Annotated in this window: 20 protein-coding genes; 11 read left to right on the top strand and 9 right to left on the bottom strand. The window is 61.6% G+C overall.

Going from position 1 to position 20281, the window contains the following annotated elements:
- Nucleotides 1-22: 22 nt before the first annotated feature.
- Entirely contained in the window at nucleotides 23-376 is a 354-nt protein-coding gene (locus QOL79_RS15820; protein WP_283420081.1) for a VOC family protein, read from the top strand.
- Here QOL79_RS15820 and QOL79_RS15825 read toward each other — a convergent pair.
- The 5 genes from QOL79_RS15825 to QOL79_RS15845 all read right to left on the bottom strand — a co-directional run bounded on the left by QOL79_RS15825 (nucleotide 354) and on the right by QOL79_RS15845 (nucleotide 4532).
- Nucleotides 354-716, bottom strand: a complete 363-nt coding sequence (locus tag QOL79_RS15825; RefSeq protein ID WP_502957495.1) for a YHS domain-containing protein — start codon at nucleotides 714-716, stop codon at nucleotides 354-356. The genes QOL79_RS15820 and QOL79_RS15825 overlap by 23 nt on opposite strands.
- 41 nt (nucleotides 717-757) lie before the next feature.
- The gene (locus QOL79_RS15830; protein WP_283420082.1) at nucleotides 758-2524 is read right to left on the bottom strand and encodes an oleate hydratase; all 1767 of its coding nucleotides are present in this window, start codon (nucleotides 2522-2524) and stop codon (nucleotides 758-760) included.
- A 27-nt stretch (nucleotides 2525-2551) separates the two neighbouring features.
- Nucleotides 2552-3418 carry a 3-hydroxyacyl-CoA dehydrogenase gene (locus QOL79_RS15835; protein WP_046407406.1) on the bottom strand — a complete coding sequence of 289 codons (867 nt, stop codon included), beginning with the start codon at nucleotides 3416-3418 and terminating at the stop codon, nucleotides 2552-2554.
- A complete protein-coding gene (locus tag QOL79_RS15840; protein WP_066730388.1) occupies nucleotides 3415-3843 on the bottom strand; it encodes an acyl-CoA thioesterase in 429 nt (142 codons plus the stop codon). The genes QOL79_RS15835 and QOL79_RS15840 overlap by 4 nt, the downstream gene beginning before the upstream one ends.
- A gap of 65 nt (nucleotides 3844-3908) precedes the next feature.
- Nucleotides 3909-4532, bottom strand: a complete 624-nt coding sequence (locus QOL79_RS15845) for a TetR/AcrR family transcriptional regulator (RefSeq protein ID WP_050746444.1) — start codon at nucleotides 4530-4532, stop codon at nucleotides 3909-3911.
- 155 nt (nucleotides 4533-4687) lie between these two features.
- On the opposite strand from QOL79_RS15845, the gene QOL79_RS15850 reads away from it, so the two are divergent.
- The 8 genes from QOL79_RS15850 to QOL79_RS15880 all read left to right on the top strand — a co-directional run bounded on the left by QOL79_RS15850 (nucleotide 4688) and on the right by QOL79_RS15880 (nucleotide 13439).
- A complete protein-coding gene (locus QOL79_RS15850) occupies nucleotides 4688-5176 on the top strand; it encodes a hypothetical protein (protein WP_283420083.1) in 489 nt (162 codons plus the stop codon).
- A 99-nt stretch (nucleotides 5177-5275) separates the two neighbouring features.
- The gene (sciP, locus tag QOL79_RS15855) at nucleotides 5276-5575 is read left to right on the top strand and encodes a CtrA inhibitor SciP (protein ID WP_283420084.1); all 300 of its coding nucleotides are present in this window, start codon (nucleotides 5276-5278) and stop codon (nucleotides 5573-5575) included.
- A 198-nt stretch (nucleotides 5576-5773) separates the two neighbouring features.
- Nucleotides 5774-6112: a c-type cytochrome gene (locus QOL79_RS19565; protein WP_349306425.1), complete on the top strand. Its 339-nt coding sequence runs from the start codon at nucleotides 5774-5776 to the stop codon at nucleotides 6110-6112.
- Between the two features lie 153 nt (nucleotides 6113-6265).
- Complete coding sequence (locus tag QOL79_RS15860; RefSeq protein WP_283420085.1) at nucleotides 6266-7270, top strand: rod shape-determining protein; 1005 nt, start codon at nucleotides 6266-6268, stop codon at nucleotides 7268-7270.
- A gap of 155 nt (nucleotides 7271-7425) precedes the next feature.
- The gene (locus QOL79_RS15865) at nucleotides 7426-8127 is read left to right on the top strand and encodes a VIT1/CCC1 transporter family protein (protein WP_257541477.1); all 702 of its coding nucleotides are present in this window, start codon (nucleotides 7426-7428) and stop codon (nucleotides 8125-8127) included.
- Nucleotides 8128-8343: 216 nt separating this feature from the next.
- On the top strand, nucleotides 8344-10932 hold the full coding sequence (gene mgtA / locus QOL79_RS15870; RefSeq protein ID WP_257541479.1) for a magnesium-translocating P-type ATPase: 2589 nt from the start codon (nucleotides 8344-8346) through the stop codon (nucleotides 10930-10932).
- Nucleotides 10933-11228: 296 nt separating this feature from the next.
- Entirely contained in the window at nucleotides 11229-12698 is a 1470-nt protein-coding gene (locus QOL79_RS15875; RefSeq protein WP_283420086.1) for a catalase, read from the top strand.
- 81 nt (nucleotides 12699-12779) lie between these two features.
- A complete protein-coding gene (locus QOL79_RS15880; RefSeq protein WP_257541481.1) occupies nucleotides 12780-13439 on the top strand; it encodes an NADPH-dependent FMN reductase in 660 nt (219 codons plus the stop codon).
- 151 nt (nucleotides 13440-13590) lie between these two features.
- Here QOL79_RS15880 and wrbA read toward each other — a convergent pair whose 3' ends face one another.
- Genes wrbA through QOL79_RS15895 form a run of 3 tightly spaced genes read right to left on the bottom strand, consistent with a single transcriptional unit; the run spans nucleotide 13591 to nucleotide 15412 of the window.
- Nucleotides 13591-14190 (bottom strand): NAD(P)H:quinone oxidoreductase, encoded by a 600-nt coding sequence (wrbA, locus tag QOL79_RS15885; RefSeq protein WP_257541483.1) that lies wholly within the window; start codon nucleotides 14188-14190, stop codon nucleotides 13591-13593.
- Nucleotides 14187-14999, bottom strand: coding sequence for a DODA-type extradiol aromatic ring-opening family dioxygenase (locus QOL79_RS15890; RefSeq protein WP_257541485.1), 813 nt, complete (start codon nucleotides 14997-14999; stop codon nucleotides 14187-14189). Before QOL79_RS15890 ends, wrbA begins: the two co-directional genes overlap by 4 nt.
- Before the next feature lie 5 nt (nucleotides 15000-15004).
- Nucleotides 15005-15412 (bottom strand): DoxX family protein, encoded by a 408-nt coding sequence (locus tag QOL79_RS15895; protein WP_257542018.1) that lies wholly within the window; start codon nucleotides 15410-15412, stop codon nucleotides 15005-15007.
- A 103-nt stretch (nucleotides 15413-15515) separates the two neighbouring features.
- Between QOL79_RS15895 and QOL79_RS15900 the strand changes: the two genes are divergently transcribed.
- A complete protein-coding gene (locus QOL79_RS15900) occupies nucleotides 15516-16388 on the top strand; it encodes a LysR family transcriptional regulator (protein ID WP_257541487.1) in 873 nt (290 codons plus the stop codon).
- 440 nt (nucleotides 16389-16828) lie between these two features.
- Here QOL79_RS15900 and QOL79_RS15905 read toward each other — a convergent pair whose 3' ends face one another.
- Entirely contained in the window at nucleotides 16829-17944 is a 1116-nt protein-coding gene (locus QOL79_RS15905; RefSeq protein ID WP_054588728.1) for a Fic family protein, read from the bottom strand.
- A 166-nt stretch (nucleotides 17945-18110) separates the two neighbouring features.
- Here QOL79_RS15905 and QOL79_RS15910 point away from each other — a divergent pair, with 166 nt between their 5' ends.
- The gene (locus tag QOL79_RS15910; protein ID WP_283420087.1) at nucleotides 18111-20102 is read left to right on the top strand and encodes a hypothetical protein; all 1992 of its coding nucleotides are present in this window, start codon (nucleotides 18111-18113) and stop codon (nucleotides 20100-20102) included.
- Nucleotides 20103-20281: the final 179 nt, after the last annotated feature.

A 20281-nucleotide genomic window follows, 5' to 3' on the forward strand; every position in this document is an offset into this window, starting at 1 on the left:
TTCTTAAACCGAGGAAAGAACCATGGCCGTCAAACGAATTATCGCCAATATCGCTGCGCCCCATCCTGATGCTGCTCGGTCATTCTATTGTGACATATTGGGCCTCGAAGCCGTCATGGATCATGACTGGATTATTACGTTTGCTGCGCCGGCGATAGATGGCAGGCCGCAGGTCAGCATTGCCAGCGAAGGAGGTTCTGGAACGGCTGTTCCTGATCTCTCTGTCGAAGTCGACAACCTCGAAGAAGTCCAGCAGCGCGCCGAGAAAGCCGGGCTGAAAGTCGAGTATGGTCCGACGGACGAGCCTTGGGGCGTCAGACGCTTCTATGTCCGCGACCCGTTCGGACGCCTTATCAACGTCCTGAGACACTCATAAGTCGCATAGATGTCGTCGATTGAGTCTGAACTCTAGGGTGGGAATGATCGCCATGGGTAGCAGCACCCTCATGGTGCGGCTCGGCATGCGCTACCCGTGCTGCATAATGCACGGGGTCGGCGTCGAACTTCGCCTTACAGCCGGCCGAGCAGAAGGCGTAACGCTCGCCTTCATACTCAGCCTTGTGAGCGGTCCTGGCGGGATCGACCACCATGCCACAGACCGGATCATGGTCGACGTGACCGGACGGCGTTTCGCCGTCCGGCTCATGATGGTGATGATGGCCGTGCGCCCCAGTCACCTCGGCGGCGCGTTCGCTCTTCTGATCGTCGTCGGCCATTCATCACCTTTCACACGCCGCGCGTGCCTTCCGGCCTTTGTTCACTCCTCGATCAGATGGAACTCTTCGAGCAGCTTGGCGATCTCTGTGCCTTCGAGCTTCTTCATCAGCAGCTTGCGCAGGAAGGCCGGTCCGGGAAGATCGATGCCCTTGCCGTCCCGCAGCGGACCGATCGCAGCAAGAAGTGTACGAATATCATAGGTCGAGTTGAAGACCTCCGGCACGCCGCGCTCGACATTCATCAGCGTGTAGACGGCCTCCATCGGGGTTCTCACCGAATATTCCGTGGTGAAGATGCAGTCCCGCTGCTTCGATTCCGCGAACTGGCCGATGAAGGCGAAGTTGACCGCGCCCTCCGGCACCACGTCCGGCCGGTCACCCGCCTGGCGCGGCATGAAGAAGGCGGTAATATAGGGCATCATCGTGGGAACGGTGCTGGCGCCGGATGCCGCGAGTTCGGGAATGTCCTCGACCGGCACGCCGAGGTGATAGAGCCATTCCTGGGTGATCTCCTCACCGGTGCATTCCTGCATCGGCTTCTTCACGAAGTCGCCGGGGCAATCGACAAAGAGCGCGTAGAACCAGGCGATCATCTGATCTTTGGGCTGCTTCTTGAAATGCGGCTGGCGATGAACCGTCCAGCTCAGCAGCCACGCCGAGTCCTTCACCGTGACGATACCGGCGGAGACGATCTTGCCGGTAAAGGGGTTCCGCTTGGTGATCTTCTCGACATAGGCCGGAATGCGGGCGTCGAGGGCAGTGATGGAGGCGGAGGCCCATTTCGTCTCCGGGATATGGGCGCCGAACACGTCGGGGCGGCCGAAGGCCGGATCCTTCGCGGCGATGCGGCGCCACAGGTCCCAGGCCGGCGCCGGTCCTTCATTGAGCTTCGCCGGCGTCCTGTGGTCGCCATTGTCGGAATTCTCGGTCAGCGAGCCGATCGTGATGAAGACGAGATCGTCTGGCCCGAGATTGACGCCGCCTTCGACGCCGCGCTCTTTCCAGTGAATGCGGGTCGCTTGCTTGCGGCCGGGCTGGATGTCGAAATCGACATCGGTGACCTCGACGCCGTAGCGGAACGTGACGCCGTGATCGGTCAGCCACTTCACCAGCGGCAGGACCATCGATTCATACTGGTTATAGCGGTTGAACTTGAGCGAGGAGAAGTCGGCGAGACTGCCGATATGATGGATGAAGCGGTGCAGGTAGAGCTTCATCTCCAGCGCCGAATGCCATTCCTCGAAGGCGAACATGGTGCGCCAGTAGAGCCAGAAATTGCTTTTGAGGAAGTCTTCGCCGAAGACCTCGTTGATACGCTTGTTCTCCATCTCCTCGCGCGTCGCGAGGAAGACCGAGAGCAGGTCCTTCTGGGCCTTGTCGTTTAGCGTCAACATCGCTTTGTCGGGCACGTCCTGGCCCTGGTTCTGCGTCGTGCGCTGGAGCGAAAAGTTGGGATCGTCCTTGTTGAGCCGGTAGAACTCGTCGAGCACGCTGGCGTCCTCGATCTCCAGCGAGGGGATCGAGCGATAAAGGTCCCACAGGCACTCGAAATGTTCTTCCATTTCGCGGCCGCCGCGAATGACGAAGCCCTTTTCGGGCACGTCCAGACCATCGAGCGCGCCACCAGGGATTTCCAGCTCTTCAAGGATGGTGATGCGGTCGCCGGAAACGCCGCCGTCGCGGATCAGGAAGGCCGCGCCGGCAAGCCCCGCCAGCCCCGAACCGACAAACCAGGCCGTCTTCTTGTCGGCGCCCTCGGGCTTGCGGGGACGCACGAAGGCTTCATAGTTTCCGCTGCTATAGTGCATGGCGAACTCCTGTTCTTCTTGTTGGGATCAGTCTGCGGAGGGCTTGTAGCTGTAGAAGCCTTCGCCCGAGGCGATGCCGAGCCTGCCCTTGTCGATGTAGTTTTCCTTCAGCCAGGCGGCGAGCGACTGAGCATGCTCGTCGCCATGCGAGAGGATGTTGTAGGGGGTGTTCAATCCGATGATGTCGTAGATCTGGAACGGCCCCATCGGCGCGCCGGTGGCGATCCGCCAGACCTTGTCGACATCTTCCGGCTCGGCATAGCCGCCGGCCGCCAGATCGGCGGCCGCGTTCAGGAGCGGCACCAAAAGCGAATTGAGGACGTAACCCGCTTTCTCCTTGCGCACCGGGATCGGCACCATGCCGATGGCGGAGGCGAAGGCGATCAGGGCATCGAACACGGCCGGATCGGTGTCGTCCGTGCCCATCACCTCGGCGGTGTTGAACTTCCAGATGCTGTTGGCGAAGTGCAGCGCCAGAAACCGGTCCGGTCGGCCGGTGTAAGCCTTCAGGTCGCTCGGCAGCAGGGTCGAGCTATTGGTGGCGAAGATCGTCCTGTCCGGCGCGAGCCCCGCCAGTTTCTCGTAGAGCGCCTGCTTGATCGAAAGAACCTCCGGAACCGCCTCGATCACGAGGTCCGCGTCCGCGACGGCCGCGCCGAGATCGCTCAGCAGAGCGATCCGCTTGAGCGCCCCGGCCGCCTTGCCGCCAGCCGCGCCCGACACCTCGTTCGTGTAGGTTTCGACGAGCGCCGCCAGCCGTGCGCGCGCCTGTTCGAGCGCTTCCTCGCTGATGTCGTAGGCGACAACATCGAAGCCGCTATAGGCCGTCTGGAAGGCGATCTGGCTCCCGAGGACTCCCGTGCCGAGAACCGCCACTTTCCTGATATCGCTCATCCAATTTCCTTCTGCGCGGTATCGTCACTTAGAAACGGAGCCGCCACCTCCACCGGGACGCGGGCCAGCTTGCCGGTTTCCCGATCGACCAGGGCCCATTGGGTCAGCGAGGCGACGATCGTCCGGCCGTCTTCGGCATGGAATTCGACACATCGTGCATAGCGGGCACCCCGCGGCGCTCGGACGACCCAGGTGATCGCACTGACCTCGTCTCCCGCCCGGACATTGCCGCGATAGTCGACCTCATGGCGCAGCACGACCGCGACGAACCGGTCGCGATCCTGCGGCCGCGCGGCCGTCAGCCAATGCGCCACCGACGCATCCTGAATCCAGGTCACCCAGACCGCATTGTTGACATGGCCGAGTTCGTCGATGTCGGCGTCCCGGGCGCGGAAGCGGATATGGAAGCGCCGATGCTCATCCACCTCGCCGACGAGTGGGTGTCCGTGCTCATCGCAGCCGATGCGTCGACGATCTGACACGATCCCGCTCACGAATACGCCTGCTCCTCATGCGACGAACCCAGTCCTGCCATGGCGCGGAAGAAGCCGACGAGCATCTCGTCGCGCGGCATGGCGCCTTCGACATCGCCCTGCACCGCCAGTCCCATCCAGAGCGCGTAAAGACCGATACCGGTCTGCATCGGCGGCAAGGCCGGACGAAGTGCGAAGCGTTGCGTCAGATCGGCGACGAGCTCACCGAACATCCGATAGCAGGCCGCCTTGCCCTCCCGGTGCCGCTCGGCGAAAGCCGGATCGCGCCGGGCATGGAGCTGCAATTCGATCGAGAGCAGTGACCATTGTGCCTCGTCGGCCAACTTCGCGAGCCGCGCGGCCAGCACCTGCAGCGTCGCCTCGATATCGTCGCCGGAGCAGTGCGCGACCAGGTCGCGAAGCAGTGTGACCTCGTCCTGGATATGGCTTTGCAGGATCTCGACCAGCAGATCATCCTTGCTGGCGAAGTTCGAGTAGAAGGCGCCCTGCGAATGCCCTGCGGCGCTGCAGATGTTGCGAATCGACATGGCAGCGACCCCCTCCTCGATAATCGAGGAATGCGCGGCCGCGATCAGCCGGTCCCGCGTCTGGCGCTGCGTGTCCTTGCGCGTAAGCGGCATGGGTTCGTTCTCCAACCAACGGGCGAGACGTGCGAAACCTTTTCGGAGGTTCCGCGTTCTCAGTGAAACCAGATATCAACTGATATCCGCAATCAACGGCGATTTCAACCCGAAATCGTTCCTGGGCAACGAAATCTCAGTGTGAAGGAGCGCTCTTGGCTCAAACCTACATTGGCTATTCCCCGGACGTGGAGGTTCTCGGCGAGGACGAGGAGCGGCTGACCGCCGAGATCCTCGAGATCATGGCCACCACCAACCGGCGGGCCTTCGAGCGTCATCGCCACGCCGTGCGCGACGCCCATGCCAAAAGCCATGGGTTCCTGAAGGGCGAACTGATCGTTCACGAACTGCCCTCGCATCTGCGCCAGGGCTTGTTCGCCCGACCCGCCAACTATCCGGTGGTGATATGGGCATCCGCTGGACATGCGTCGCGCAGCAGAGACAGAATTCTGTTCAACTCATCGGAAACCAAGGTATTTTTAGGGGTCTCGGGAAAAGGTTCAACGCTGCCCGGTTGCCTGTTCAGTGCCTCTTCCATGCTTCCCTCCCGTTTTTTGTTGCCCCAGGTATTCTGGAGTCGCCAATGGCAGCTTAGACTAAGGCGATCCCGCGGCAATCGCAGACGTCGGCGCGTGTTGGAATGAGACGATCAAACCGCCAGACTTGGCGTGCCGCGATCAGTGCACCGGTGTAACGGCAAGGGCAACGCGTTCTTAAGGGCCGCCCCTTACTCTGTGCGGGATATGCTCGAGAACCAGAAGATTCGACCTGCCAGCGTCATCGGGCCCTTGGGCGAACCGCTGACGCTGGAATCGCTTCCCCCGCCGGAAACCCAGCGCTGGGTTGCCCGGCGCAAGGCGGAAGTAGTTGCGGCGGTGCAGGGCGGCCTTTTGACTTTCGACGAGGCTTGCGAGCTATATAGCATCACCCTCGAGGAACTGGCATCCTGGGAACGGGCTGTTGACCGCTCCGGCATGCAGGGTCTGCGCGTGACCCGTATCCAGCACTATCGCGACCTCTATGAGCGTCAGCTCAAATACTGACGCCGCCCCACCTCTCCGCCATGCCGCACTGTTATCGGACGTTTTTTCGATCCGGGAATTCGGGGAGGCGTACCCCGCGACAGCAGGCAATGGCAGCATTGACGGGTGCCCGCTCCGGCACGATAGGCATCGATGATGCGAAAATTGCCTGTTCTCGCCCTTGTCGTGCTCACACTGAGTGCTTGCAGTCCCGGACGGATGTCGCGGGGAGTTTCAGCCAGTCCCACGACTGCGAAGGTAAATACCGATCCCGCAGGATCGGGCCCATCGTCACGGGGTCTCGCATTTGCAAAAGCTAACTGCTCTGGCTGCCATGCTGTAACCACAGGACGCGGTTCCCCGAACCCCGAGGCGCCGCCGTTCGAGGTGGTCGTCAACGCACCGGGCCTCACTGCCGCAACACTCAAACCCTGGCTGCGCGATTCCCATAATTTCCCAGCGATGATGAACTTTGCCATCGATCCCGAGCAAATCGATGACCTTGCCGCATATATGACAACGCTCCAGCGCCGCGACTATACGCCGCCGATCCAGTAGCGGTCGTCGCGGAAATTTGCGTCGAGGCGTGCCGCACCATTGGGCGGATCGACGCAGTGTTTCGGGTGCGGCAGGAATGGGCCTGCTGGCCATGCAGATGCCGCCCAACCGCCTTCGGGAGACATCCCAGGCCGCAACTGCTACCCGGGCAAGATGAAGAGACTGTTTCAAGCCATGGGCAAGCCTGATTTCGCGATCGATTTCGGCACCGCGAACACGCGCGTCGTATCGTCCAGCGGCGGCGTCTTGTTCGACGAGCCGTCGCTGTGCTGCTTCACGGGGCAGGCGGATCGCGGAGAACTGGTGGCTGCAGGCTCCGCTGTCAGGTCCATGCTGGATCGAACTTCGGGATCCATGAGGGTGGTCCGCCCCCTCAACCGCGGGGTCCTGAGCGACATCGCTGCGGCACGCGATTATCTGACTTATGCCGTGCGGTCGAGTGTGGGCCAGAGGAGGCTGCGCTCGTTCCGCGCAATAATCGGCGTACCCGCCGATGCAACCAATGCCGAACGCAGTGCTCTGTTCACGGCGGCGAACGACGCTGGCCTCGGATCCGTTCAGTTGCTCGCCGAACCCCTTGTGGCTGCGCTGGGCGCTGACCTTCCGATCGAGCTTCCGCGAGGCACCATGATCGTTGAATGCGGGGCAGGGACCACGGAAGCAGCCGTACTGTCGCTTGGCGGGATATGCGCGGCCGCATCGCTTCGCGGCGGAGGCGATGCTCTGGACCTTGCGATTTCCGACTATCTTCATTTCCGACACAAGTTCCTGATCGGCGCCAGCACGGCAGAGCAGGCCAAGCGCGACCTCGTCAAAATGCTGCATGAGGGCGTGGACGCCGGTGTCGATATCCGGATCAAGGGACGCAATCTGGCCACCGGACTTCCCGCAGCGATTGGTATTCCCGTTGGCGATTTGCACCCGGTGGTGGAGAAACACGTAGCGGGAATTGCCGCAATGGTGGTCAATTTGCTCGGTCAGATACCGCCTGAACTGAGCCGCGACATTCACGATGGCGGCATTGTCCTGACTGGCGGAAGTGCAGCCATCGGTCTTGTCAGTCGGGCCGTCGCTGACGCCACGGGCCTGACCGTGACAGTGGCAGACAACCATGCCCACTGCGTGGCGCTCGGTCTGCAAAAGGCGCTCGCGCATTGAGCATCCGCGCGTTCGCCTGCGGCAACGGCTTTTGACTTGCTGATCGTTATCCGCCATCGTCCCGAAATGATCTGTGTCGCCCTTCTGCAGCGTCAGCGCTGCCATGCGAGTTCGCTTTGGCGAGTAGTGTAGAACGATTATCAGGAGCCATGCCCGTGTCCCGTCTTCGCCAACACCCGGAAAGCCATCTCGTCGCGCGCATCGGTTGGTTGCGGGCGGCTGTGCTCGGCGCCAATGACGGGATCGTCTCGACCGCGAGCCTGATCGTCGGCGTGGCGGCGGCATCCGCCGCCACCTCCGAGGTTCTGATCGCAGGCGTCGCCGGCCTCGTCGCCGGGGCCATGTCGATGGCGGCGGGCGAATATGTTTCTGTCAGCTCACAATCGGACACCGAACAGGCCGATCTCGCGCGCGAACGGGCGGAGCTTGCCGGGCAGCCGGAATTCGAACGGGAGGAACTGACTCGTCTTTACACGGAGCGCGGTGTCGAGCCTGACCTTGCGCGCCAGGTTGCCGACCAGTTGATGGCGAGAGACGCGCTTGGCGCTCATGCCCGAGACGAACTCGGCATATCGGCAGTCACCGCAGCCCGCCCGATCCAGGCAGCCCTGACCTCGGCTGCCACATTCTCCGTTGGCGCCGCGATGCCTCTCGTCATGGTCCTGCTGATGCCGCGTTCATTTCTGGTTGCGGGCGTCTCGATCGCCTCGCTTGTCTTTCTCGCTTTGCTCGGAGGGATCGGGGCGCAGGCGGGTGGTGCCAATGTGATCCGGGCCACCCTGCGTGTGACCTTCTGGGGCGCACTCGCCATGGCGCTGACGGCAGGCATCGGGGCGATTTTCGGTACTGTCGTATGAGGGTTGCAGTCGCCGCCCCATTTGAGCGCAGGGGCACCGCATACGGGATGTCCAATCTGGTGACAGGCATCGCGATGCGGGCGGCAGTTCAATGCCGCATCCCTGTTTGCAGTTCTGACTGTGTTGAGGCTTCTGCTGGTGCGCCGACAGCTTGATGCGCGTAACGAGGGTTTGAAAGTCTGATCGGGATCAGAGCTGGGGCGATTGGAAACGGGAATGGGCGGGGCAAGTGAAGATATTCCCTACTGGAGCCAAGACCCGTCCACGTTGACGGCATCGCTTGAGACCAGCCCGGTCGGCCTCTCGTCCGTTCAGGCGGCAACGCAATTCGGCCTCGTCGGCCCCAACAGCGTCGAAGATAACGCGCGTCTGAGCGCTCTGCGCCTGCTGCTTCGCCAGTTCGAAAGCCCACTCGTTCTCATCCTGGCCTTTGCCGCTGTCATCTCGCTGGTGCTCCAGCAATGGGTGGATGCGGCCATCATACTGGCGATTGTCCTTGGCAGCTCGCTGCTCAGCTTCTTCCAGGAATACCGGGCATCGTCCGCGGTAGAGGAACTCAAGAAGCGTCTGGCGCTGACCGCCCGGGTTCTGCGAGACGGTGTCGAACGGGACCTGCCGGTCAAAATGATTGTCCCCGGGGACGTTGTGCTACTGTCGGCCGGCAACCTCATCCCCGCCGATGGCCTGGTGATCGAGGCCGCAGACTTTCTGGTCAGCGAGGCGAGCATGACCGGCGAGTCCTTTCCGGTCGAAAAACGCCCCGGCATCGTCGCCCCAGACGCGCCGATAACCAAACGCACCAATTCCGTGTTCCTTGGGGCCTCGGTCCGCAGTGGTGCGGCGAAGGTGCTCGCGGTCAAGACCGGCCGCGCGACCGAGTTCGGCGCCATTGCGGCGCGGCTGAAGGCACGGCAGCCCGAAACGGACTTTGCCCGCGGCGTCAGGCAATTCGGCTATCTGCTCATCCGGGTCATGATCGTCATCGTGCTCTTCGTGCTGACGGTGAACCTGCTGCTCCACCGCCCGGTGATGGAGTCGCTGCTGTTCGCCGTGGCGCTGGCGGTGGGACTGTCGCCCGAACTGCTGCCGGCGATCATCAGCGTGACCTTGTCCGCAGGGGCCCGGGCGATGAGCAAGCGGGGCGTCATCGTGCGCCGGCTCGATGCGATCGAGAACCTCGGCAGCATGGACATCCTGTGCACCGACAAGACCGGGACGCTGACGGAGGGGACGCTCATCCTGAGCGAGGTGCTGGACTCTGCCAGTCAGCCTTCGGATGAGGTTCGGCAACTCGCGTTTCTGAACGCGGCCTTCGAGACGGGGATCGAGAACCCGCTCGATACCGCGATTGTCGCGGCCGGCGAAAGCGCCGGGCTGACGAAGCAGGGCTTCAACAAGATCGACGAAATCCCCTACGACTTCATGCGCCGTATGCTGACCATCGTCGTGGCCGAGGACGACTGCCCCGCGCAGCACCTCTTCATCACCAAGGGAGCCTTTGCCAACGTCCTCGCTAACTGCACATTCTTCCACCGCGACGGCGCCCAGGTTCCGCTGGATGCCGAGGCACGGGCGCGCCTGGACGCGGTGTTCGAGGCCAAGGGCGCTGAGGGCTTCCGGGTCCTGGCGCTCGCCACGCGGCGGGTTGCGGTAAAGCCGGACTATGACCGCGGAGACGAGTGCGACATGGTCTTTCGCGGCTTCCTGGTCTTTCTCGATCCGCCCAAGGCCGATGCACGGCGCACGATCGAGAACCTCAACCGGCTCGGTATCCGCATCAAGGTGATCAGCGGCGACAATCGCCATGTCACGGCGCATCTGGCGGAGGCTGTCGGTCTTGATGCAAGGTCGATGCTGACGGGAGAAGAACTGGCCAGGCTCAAGGACGAGGCGCTGTGGCACCTGGCGCCCCGGACCGACCTGTTCGTCGAGATCGACCCGCAACAGAAGGAGCGGATTGTCCGTGCGTTGCAGCGCACGGGCCACTCCGTCGGCTATCTGGGGGATGGCATCAACGATGCGCCGGCACTTCATGCGGCTGATGTCGGTATTTCCGTTGAGGAAGCCGTCGATGTTGCCCGCGAGAGCGCCGACATCATCCTGCTGAGCCGCGATCTCGATGTGCTGCGTTCGGGCGTCGAGGACGGCAGGGAGACATTCGCCAATACGCTCAAATACATCGCGATCACTACCAGCGCCAACTTCGGAAACATGATCAGCATGGCGCTGGTGACCCCGCTTCTTCCGTTCCTGCCGCTTGCCGCCAAGCAGATCCTGCTGAACAATTTTCTCTCCGATGTGCCCTCGGTCGCGATTTCCAGCGACAATGTCGATCCCGAGCGGGTCACCCGGCCGCAGCGCTGGAATGTTTCGGAAATCCGCAAGTTCATGATGGTCTTCGGGCTGGTCAGTTCGGTGTTTGACATCCTGACGTTCGCCCTGCTCGTGCTCGTATTCCGGGCGAGCGAGGCGTCTTTCCAGACATCGTGGTTCATGATTTCGCTGTTGACGGAACTGGCCGTCGTGCTCGTCCTGCGGACCCACAGGCCTGTGTTCCGCAGCAAGCCTAGCCAATTGCTGCTGTGGTCGACCATTGCCGTGGTTGCCGCGACATTCGCCATTCCCTTCCTGGGAACATTGACTTCGGTCTTTGGCTTCGTGCCGCTCTCGGCACCTCAGCTGATTGCGATTGCCGCGATTGTCCTGGGCTACATCGTGGCTACCGAGCTGACCAAGGCATGGTATTTTCGGTCGGAAAGATCCGGTGCCGGGCACGGGAAAAAGGCAGCTCGGGTCGACACTTGAGCCGGCGCGGTCAATCGTCGGGATGTGACAGAACTGACCCGCACTGCCGCCCGAAAATAGCCGCTGACGGGGAGGTCCGCGTCAGCAGCAAAGTATCAGATGCACAAAAAAAGAGGCAGCCGACAGGCTGCCTCGTGAGTTGCGCCAATATAACTTGGCTTCGGGTCGCAGACACAATCCTAATCGGATCGTGTTTCAGCGCAATGACGATTTTGGCAGACTGTCTCTGATCGCTGTTCTCTCCCGCCAAAGCATGAGACAAGCCATTCTCAGCGAGAACGCGGGAGAGGACCATCATGAGCGAGCATGACAACAGCCAGGGCAAGTGCCCGGTCACGCATTTGACGACCGATTTCGGGGCGCCGGTGCCTGACAACCAGAACAGCCTGACTGCCGGGCCACGCGGGCCTTTGCTGGCGCAGGATGTCTGGCTGAATGAGAAGCTGGCGAATTTCGTACGCGAGGTCATTCCCGAACGGCGCATGCACGCCAAGGGTTCAGGCGCATTCGGCACATTCACCGTCACCAACGACATTTCCCGCTATACCCGCGCGAAGTTCCTCTCGCAGGTCGGCAAGAAGACCGAGATGTTCGCCCGCTTCACCACTGTCGCCGGCGAGCGCGGGGCTGCCGATGCCGAGCGCGACATTCGCGGCTTCGCCCTCAAATTCTACACCGAGGAGGGCAACTGGGACATGGTGGGCAACAATACGCCCGTTTTCTTCCTGCGCGATCCGCGCAAGTTCCCCGACCTCAACAAGGCAGTGAAGCGCGATCCCCGCACCAACCTGCGCAGCGCCACTTACAACTGGGATTTCTGGACATTGCTGCCCGAAGCGCTGCACCAGGTGACCATCGTCATGTCCGATCGCGGCATCCCGAAGAGCTATCGCCACATGCATGGTTTCGGCAGCCACACCTACAGCCTGATCAATGCCGCAAACGAGCGTTTCTGGGTGAAGTTCCACTTCATCACCCAGCAGGGCATCGAGAACCTGACCGACGCCGAGGCGGGCGAACTGGTCGGCCAGGACCGCGAAAGCCACCAGCGCGATCTCTACGACGCCATCGAGGGCGGCAACTTCCCGAAGTGGAAGATGGCCGTGCAGATCATGCCGGAAGCCGATGCCGAAAAGGTGCCATACCACCCCTTCGACCTCACCAAGATCTGGCCGAAGGCGGATTACCCGCTGATCGAGGTCGGCGAGTTCGAGCTGAACCGCAACCCGGAGAACTTCTTCCTGGATGTGGAGCAATCTGCCTTCGCGCCATCTAACCTGGTGCCCGGCATCTCGGTCTCGCCCGACAAGATGCTGCAGGCCCGGCTGTTTAACTATGCCGATGCCCAGCGTTACCGGCTTGGGGTCAACTACCAGCAGATCCCGGTCAACGCCGCGCGCTGCCCGGTGTTCAGCAACCACCGCGACGGCCAGGGCAGGGTCGATGCCAACTACGGCGGCACCTTGCACTACGAACCCAACAGCTTTGGCCAGTGGCAGGAGCAGCCCCAATATCGCGAGCCGGCGCTCAAGATCACGGGAGACGCCGATTTCTGGAACTACCGCGAGGATGACGACGATTATTTCAGCCAGCCACGCGCACTGTTCCAGCTGATGACGCCCGCCCAGCAGCAGGTGCTGTTCGATAATACCGCCCGCGCAATGGGCGATGCGCCCGCTTTCATCAAGCAGCGCCATATCGCCAACTGCATCCATTGCGATCCTGCCTATGGCGCAGGTGTTGCCAAGGCGCTCGGCATGGCTTGATTATCAAACCGACAGGAAAGAGAGGTGCCGCGCCGCTCAGTCCGGCGCGCCTGTCGTTTCTGCAACCGAGGCAGCTAAAGAATGGCAATCAGTTTCCTTACTATCCTCGGTTCGGTTCGCGAGAGCACCCCGCCGCGGCCAGCCCGGTTGGGGGAACGCGTGGCCAAAGCGCTGCATGGGCGCGTTGCCCACTGCGGCCTGTCTGAACTCATCGACCCGCTCGACTGGCCGCTCGGCACCCCCTTCAAGCCCCACTTTGCGTACGCGGCCGGCCAAGCTCCGGCGCACCTGGATGAGCTGGCGCAAAAGATCAGCGCGGCCGATGCCTTCGTGATGGTCAGCCCTGAATACAATCATTCGATGAGCCCCGCGCTCGCCAACCTACTCAATCACTTCGGCTCCTCGCTGTTTGCTTGGAAGCCCAGCCTCATCGTCACCTATTCAGCCGGCCAGTGGGGCGGAACGCGGGCCGCAATTGGAATGCGATCGTTCCTGTCCGAGCTTGGCTGCCTGCCAGTTTCGGCCATGATTCACGTCCCCAAGGCGCAAGAAATCTTCGATGAGGGCGGAGGGTACAAAGTCGATGCCGACCCTCAGGCGTGGGCCGATTATTTGGCACGCGGGATAAACCAGCTGACATGGTGGGCCGAGGCCGCGCAAAAGCAACGCGCGATTGCCGGCGACCCAAGCGAGGCTTTTCTCGGAACGCCCGCACAGCGCAACGCACCGAGCCGCCAGTAGCGCAAAGGGAAGCCGCCTGAACATGTCGCCGGCTACGTTCTGAGCTACGATTTGTCCGAGTGCTTAGATCAACGCCAACGCGGCATCCTTTGTGCCCCCTCCGCGCGCCAGCTGCAGGGCGCAATCGCGTGATAGCGCCCTGCGTTCTAAATCAGCCGAACAGCTTGCCCGCCGTCCGGGTGACGCGCGCGCCGAGATAGCGGGCACCGGCGAGTTCATCCTCGTCGGGCTGGCGGCTGCCATCGCCGCCGGCAATGGTCGTGGCGCCGTAGGGCGCACCACCGCGGACCTTGTCATGGCCTGACTGACCCGCAAACCCGTAGTCGAGCCCGACGATGGTCATTCCAAAGTGCAGCATGTTGGTGATGAGCGAAAACAGGGTGGTTTCCTGACCACCATGCTGGGTGGCGGTCGAGGTGAACGCGGCGCCGACCTTGCCATTGAGCGCGCCGCGCGCCCACAGCCCGCCGGCCTGATCCAGAAATGCCGCCATCTGTGAAGAAATCCGCCCAAACCGCGTGCCAGTGCCGATGACAATGGCATCGTAGTTCTCGAGGTCGCCCACGGTCGCGACCGGGGCAGCCTGCTCGAGCTTGAAGTGGCTGGCGCGAGCCACCTCCTCAGGTACGGTTTCGGGTACGCGCTTGATATCGACCGTGGCGCCCGCTTCGCGCGCACCTTCCGCGATGGCCTGCGCCATCGTCTCGATATGGCCGTAAGTCGAATAATAGAGGACGAGAACCTTGCTCATGACTGATTTCCTTCTGGATTGATCGGCATAGTTGAGGCGCCGAAGGCGTAGGCATCCATGCGCAGGACGCCGTAGGTGTTGCTGGTGTGCAGGCGCTCCACGGGGGCGCTCGCCCCCGCCGCACCTAGGGCAACGAACAGCGGCAGGAGATGCTCCTCGGTCGGATGGTTGCGCTGCGCATGCGGGGCGAGGCGGCGATAGGCGAGGAGATCGCAGGTGCGTCCCTCCTTGAGCGCCGCATCGAACCAGGCGGCGAAGGTGCTAACCCATTCGGGCTCTGCCATGCCTGCCTGGCCGCGCCAGCTCGAAAGGTCGTGCGTGAAGCTGCCGCTGGCGATGATCAGCACGCCTTCGTTTGCGAGCGGTGCGATCGCGCGGCCGACCTCTAGGTGATGCCCCGGACCAAGCTGGCTTTGCACCGATAGCTGAACCACCGGGATGTCGGCCTCCGGCCAGGCAAGCATCAGCGGCACCCAGGCCCCATGGTCGAGCCCCCTTGCCGAATCCGTCGCCGAGGGAAGTCCGGCCTCGGCGAGAAGATCGACGATCCGGTCGGCAAGCTGCGGGTCACCCGGGGCGGGATAGGTCAGCCGGTACAGCGCGTCCGGAAAGCCCGCGAAGTCGTGGATCGTCCGGTTACGTTCGACCGCGTTGACGGTGGGGACGCGCGTTTCCCAGTGGGCGGATACCGCCAGGATTGCGCGCGGCCGCGGCATTGCCGTCGCCAGGCCCTTGAGGAAGTGGCGGGCGGCCACATCCTCAAAGGGCAGCGTCGGCGCACCGTGCGAAAGAAACAGCGGGCGGAGCATTTCGCTTACGCCTTCTGCTTCAGCGGGTTGCCGATGGCATTGGCGCCGTCGCCCATGATGGCCTGCGCCGCCAGCACGATGGTCCAGAACACCGGAAACTCCCAACCACCACCGGTATTGGAGAAGGTGAAGCCGTTGCCTGCGTGCGGCACGATCGCCCCGATCATGATCGGCAGCGCTGCCAGTGCCGCCCAGCGCGTCATGAAGCCCAGGATCAATGCGAGACCAAGCCCGATCTCGCCGGCCATGACCGGATAAGCCAGAATGCCGGGAAAGCCGATGCTTTCGAAGAAACCAGCCGTTCCGGCGGGCGTGAACACCAGGAGCTTGATCAGCCCGTGGGTGAGGAGGAGGGCGCCGCTGGTCACGCGGAGCAGGGCAATCGCCTGCGAAGTCGAAGCTGTTTGAGTCATGGTCAATCGTCCTGTGTGTCGTTGACCCTGAGGTACACGGTTGCACGAGTGCATGGCATTCGCAAAGTTTGACTAGTGGCCATGCGTTTTCGTATGGAAGTGCATGGATTGGGACGATCTCCGCACATTCCTCGCGATCGCCCGGCACGGTACGCTCTCCGCTGCCGCGCGCTCGCTTGGCGTAACCCAGCCGACGACGGGGCGCCGGCTCACGGCGATGGAAGAGCGCACGGGCGCGCGTCTGCTGCAGCGGCTGCCCGGCGGCTACGCCCTGACCCCGCTCGGTGAGACTATTCTTGGTAACGCAGAACGGGTCGAGGCAGAGGTTCTCGCCGCAGAGCGCACCATCACCGGGAAGGACATCGCGCTGGAAGGCCTGGTCAGGCTGACCACGGTCGATACGCTGGCCGCGCGGATCGTCACTCCGGCGCTCGCCGACCTGCAAGCGAAACACCCTGGCATCATTGTTGAGCTGGTTCCCGACACGCGTTCGCTCAGCCTGTCCAAGCGGGAGGCGGATATCGCTCTGCGCATGTCACGCTTCGAGGGGAACGAGGTGGCAGCCCGACGCGTCGGCGCGCTCGCCATGGGACTGTACGCATCTCCGGATATGGCCCGGCGCATCGCGGAGGGGCAAGCCCGCCTCGTAACGGTGCTCGACGATCAGGTGCACTTGCCGGAGGCCAAATGGCTGCGGGATGCCTTTCCCAATGCGCTTATCGGTTTTCGCTCCAACAGCCGCGAAGTGCAGGTTCACGCGACTCTTGCAGGCGCCGGGGTTGCGGCGCTCGCCCGCTATCGTGCCGATGGGGAGGGCGGGCTAGTTCGCCTGCACCCCGAAAGACCTGACCTTGTTCGAGACATCTGGATAGGTGTGCATGTCGACATGCGCCACATGCCGAGAGTGCGGGCAGTGACCGATACAGTTGTCGAAGCACTGCGGAAAAACGCCGCGATTCTCAATCCGGGTCACTGAACCCCAGGTGTTGATCGAGCAAGACAGGCTCGAGCACACGATGGATCCAGCTTTTCATCGCAATGCCTTGATCAACCGTCGCTGGATCCGCTGCTACCTAGAGAGCTACCTAGCGATCTGCGAGCGGAAATCCGGTTGGCCCAAGGGCCATTTAACACACAGAAATATAGAGGGAATTTGGTGGACGCACTAGGGCTCGAACCTAGGACCCGCTGATTAAGAGTCATTGGTTCTTCTAAAATATTGATCTTGTGTCTTTTTATTCTTTCCGTTTTCGTTGGGGCCTCCCACACGTAAACGGCAAACAGGCCAAAGGTTTTTAGGTCGTCGGCCCCGTTATTTCTCACACGGTCAGGGCCTGAAATGATAGGGATAGATTGTCCGTATGTCGCAGATTTATTGGCCACATATGGCCAAATGCCTGTGCGGTAAATCGTTCTTCAGATGACCTCAGCCAAGAACTTGAGGTGATAGCGAGCATGGCGATGCTCACCCGTTCGGTAAAGCGCTCCGAGCTCGACCAGCTTTGTTAGATCGCGCGTAGCCGTCGCAGGAGCGGCGCCGGTGATCGTTTGATAGTTGCGAGCACTCAATCCACCTGTGAAGCCATCAGGGCCTTCCGCGAATATGCGTAGGATAGCTTTCTCCTGTCGTTCGTTGATTTGCCCTTGGATGCTGTCGAACAGGCGTGTCTTTCCGATCAAAAAGCGAACCTCGAGCAGGGTGCGTTCCTGCGCTTCCAGCACGATCGCTCCGAACCAGTTCAACCAGTCGTCGATCCCGAGATCGCGGCTCCCTCTATGAAGAGCGGCGTAATAGTCTTTGCGATGCCGATGGATGGTTTTGGCCAGAGCGGTCAGTGTGGGCGCGTTCAGGGCTTGCGCGAGAGCCTTTTCCGCGATCGCTCTCCCGATACGTCCATTGCCGTCCTCAAAGGGGTGGATGCTTTCGAACCAGAGATGAGCAATGCCAGCGCGCAAGACGGGGCCGAGCGGCTTCCTCCCGTCCGGTGCGCTATCGTTGAACCAGGCAATGAAGGCTTTCATCTCCCCCGCGACCTCAGATGAGGGCGGTGCTTCGAAGTGGACGCGCGGCGCATGGAGAGGGCCCGAAACGATCTGCATCGCATCCTCATGCGTTCGATAACGCCCGACGTCGACGATATCGCGCCTGCCGTTCATCAGCATTGCGTGCCAGTTGAACAGAAGCTCGTCGTTCAAGGGCATTGCGTAGCGTTGAAACAGGTCCGCCATGAGCTCGGCGGCGCCCGCCTCGGCATTGCCGACGCGCCGTTTTTCAGCAGTCAGGCCCAAGTGGCGGGCGAGGGACGACTGCACGCTTGCGCGATCCAGAATCTCACCCTCGATCGCTGAGCTCTCGATCGTTTCCTGAGAGATGAGGTCCAGCGTTAAACCCTGCCGCGCTTCCTGATCGACGTGATGTAGTGCGCCGATGACAACGCCGGCTCCCTTTAGGAAACTGGCCTCCACATCCTGGAGGAGGGAAGGGGAATAACGGAATGACGGCCAGTCTGCTTGTTGCCAATTCCACTGCATGATCGATACCGAGCCCTTCTATCGATCACGATAGCGGTATTTTATGATCGATAGAAGCACCTTCTATCGATCATCCGCACTCGGCCCATTGAGCTTCCGAAATCATTTTGTTCCTGTAAGGAGCCCAACCCCACGCCGTAACTGATTACAGGATCGCATCCATTTCATGATTCCCAAGAGCCGTCGCAAGCGAATTTCCAAAGCACCAGTGCTCCCGGCCCAACCAAATAAGAAACGCGGTCCCAAGCCGCGCGCTATCGTGGAGTTTCCCGAGCCGAACTCGACCATGTGGGGCGATCGGGACATATTCCACGAGGCGCTGGCGCTGCATATGGAACGGCACGGCGACACCGCGTGGCATCTGCATAAAGCGATTATTGGACCAAAGGACCGTATCGACCGGAAGACCATCGTGCATTGGGTCGCTGGCACAAAGGTACCGCGATCCGTTACAAGCCTGGAAATTCTGAGCCGCATCGAGACGCGCTATCGCCTTCCGGCCGGTTACTTCGCCGCCAAGCTTCCGCATACCGGGCGAGCGGGGAGCGGGCATACCAAACTCGGCGAGATGAGTGTGGCGGAACGCCGCCGGATGGCCTGGCATCTGCCCAATGATTTTGACAGGCGCCCCCTTCGCGAGCGCCGCGAGATTTTGGACTGGGTACGGAAGGTCATTATTTCCGGCGCCACCGACTATCGTCGCTATCAGGCCATGGCCATGCGGCAACGTTATGCGCTTCGCTTCCCGGATCTGAACAACATTCGGCCGCAGGTCCCGGTTGAGCCTGCCGAAGAGTTCGACCTCGGCGAACTGGATGACATCGAACTCGAACTCGTGTCGACATCGCGCGATGCCCCGCGAGCGTTGGCGGAGGAAGTCGCACATCTCATTCAATTCAAGACGGCGACGCTTACCGAGATCGGTTATCAGCGCAACGGCGTCTGGAATGAGCAGACCGCGCTTCAAAAAGTCGATCATCTTGGACTGCTATTCGGCGCGCTCGCCGCGTCGCCCGACGGGGCAGTCGCTGGTTTGGGCGTGCCACTCGCCAAGCTCAGCGTCGCTCTGCTGGTTTTTCCTGCCGTCTGGGACTGGTACGTAAGATGGCGAGAGCGGCGGCGCGGCTTCTTTACTATCTGGGAAGTCAACATGGTGCAGCTTGGGTTGGCGATGACCCGCGCGGACACCGGCTGGCTCCGGCAGCGACCGGATCTGGCGCATAGGCTGCGCCAGATCCCCGGGTTGGTGTCGGAAGCGGACATCCAAGCTGCGCAATCGGATTGGGACGGGGTTTGCGAGGCCTTCTACTCTCACGGCATGGTCCGAGCGAAAGAGATTCAGCGTGTCGCAAAGGTCCATCGCGATACGTTCGAACCGATTATGGTCGAGCTGGAGGCGGATAGCCCCATCGGCGAGTATCGGCGGATCGCGGAGGAGATTGTACGGTTGATGCCGTCTGCGGGGCGCTATCCTCGTCCGGCAGCCGAAGCCATGCGTTCGTTGCTCTTGATCCGGCTCGGGCTGCATTTGGGCATCCGACAACGAAACATGCGGGAACTGCTCCTTTGTCCGCGTGGCGGGACTCCGAGGTCGGAGCGCCAGCTTGAAGCGCAGAGGTGCGACGAACTGCGCTGGAGCACCAAGGAGAAGGGGTGGGAGGTGCTCATCCCCGCTGCGGCCTTCAAGAACGCGAATTCCTCTTTCTTCGCGAAGCGGCCGTATCGGCTGCTGCTGCCGGACGTTGGAGATCTCTATCGCTTTATTGATAGATATATCCGGATACATCGCCCGGTTCTGCTCAACGGTGCTCCGGATCCCGGCAACTTCTTTGTGAAGACGGTAAAATCCACCAGCCGAGAAGCCGCATACAGCCAGTCTGCATTCTATGAAGCATGGCGGCTGACCATTCAGCGCTATGGGATTTTCAACCCCTATACCAAGCGTGGAGCGATTGAGGGATTGTTGCCGCATGGGCCTCATAATGTGCGCGATGTTCTTGCCACGCATATCCTCAAAGAAACCGGATCGTACGAGCAGGCGGGCTATGCAATTCAAGATACCGCAGATGTGGTCGCCCAGCATTACGGGCGGTTTCTGCCGGAGAACAAAATTGCGCTGGCAGCGAAAGTGATCAACCAAGTCTGGGCTGTGGCTTGAGAACAGCAGGGGAGGCGATGGCGGCGGCGTCCGATTTGCGCCTGATTTCGGACCTCCAGTCAAACTGGGCGCGTGCCCCGATAGCGGACACTAATTGGCTCTCGCGAGAACGATCGAAATTTCGGACAGTTGGGAATGTCTTTCTTTTGGGGCCACATAGTGAGATATGCTGTCTTGGC

It is taken from the genome of Sphingopyxis sp. Geo48, assembly GCF_949769155.1.
Taxonomy (GTDB): domain Bacteria; phylum Pseudomonadota; class Alphaproteobacteria; order Sphingomonadales; family Sphingomonadaceae; genus Sphingopyxis.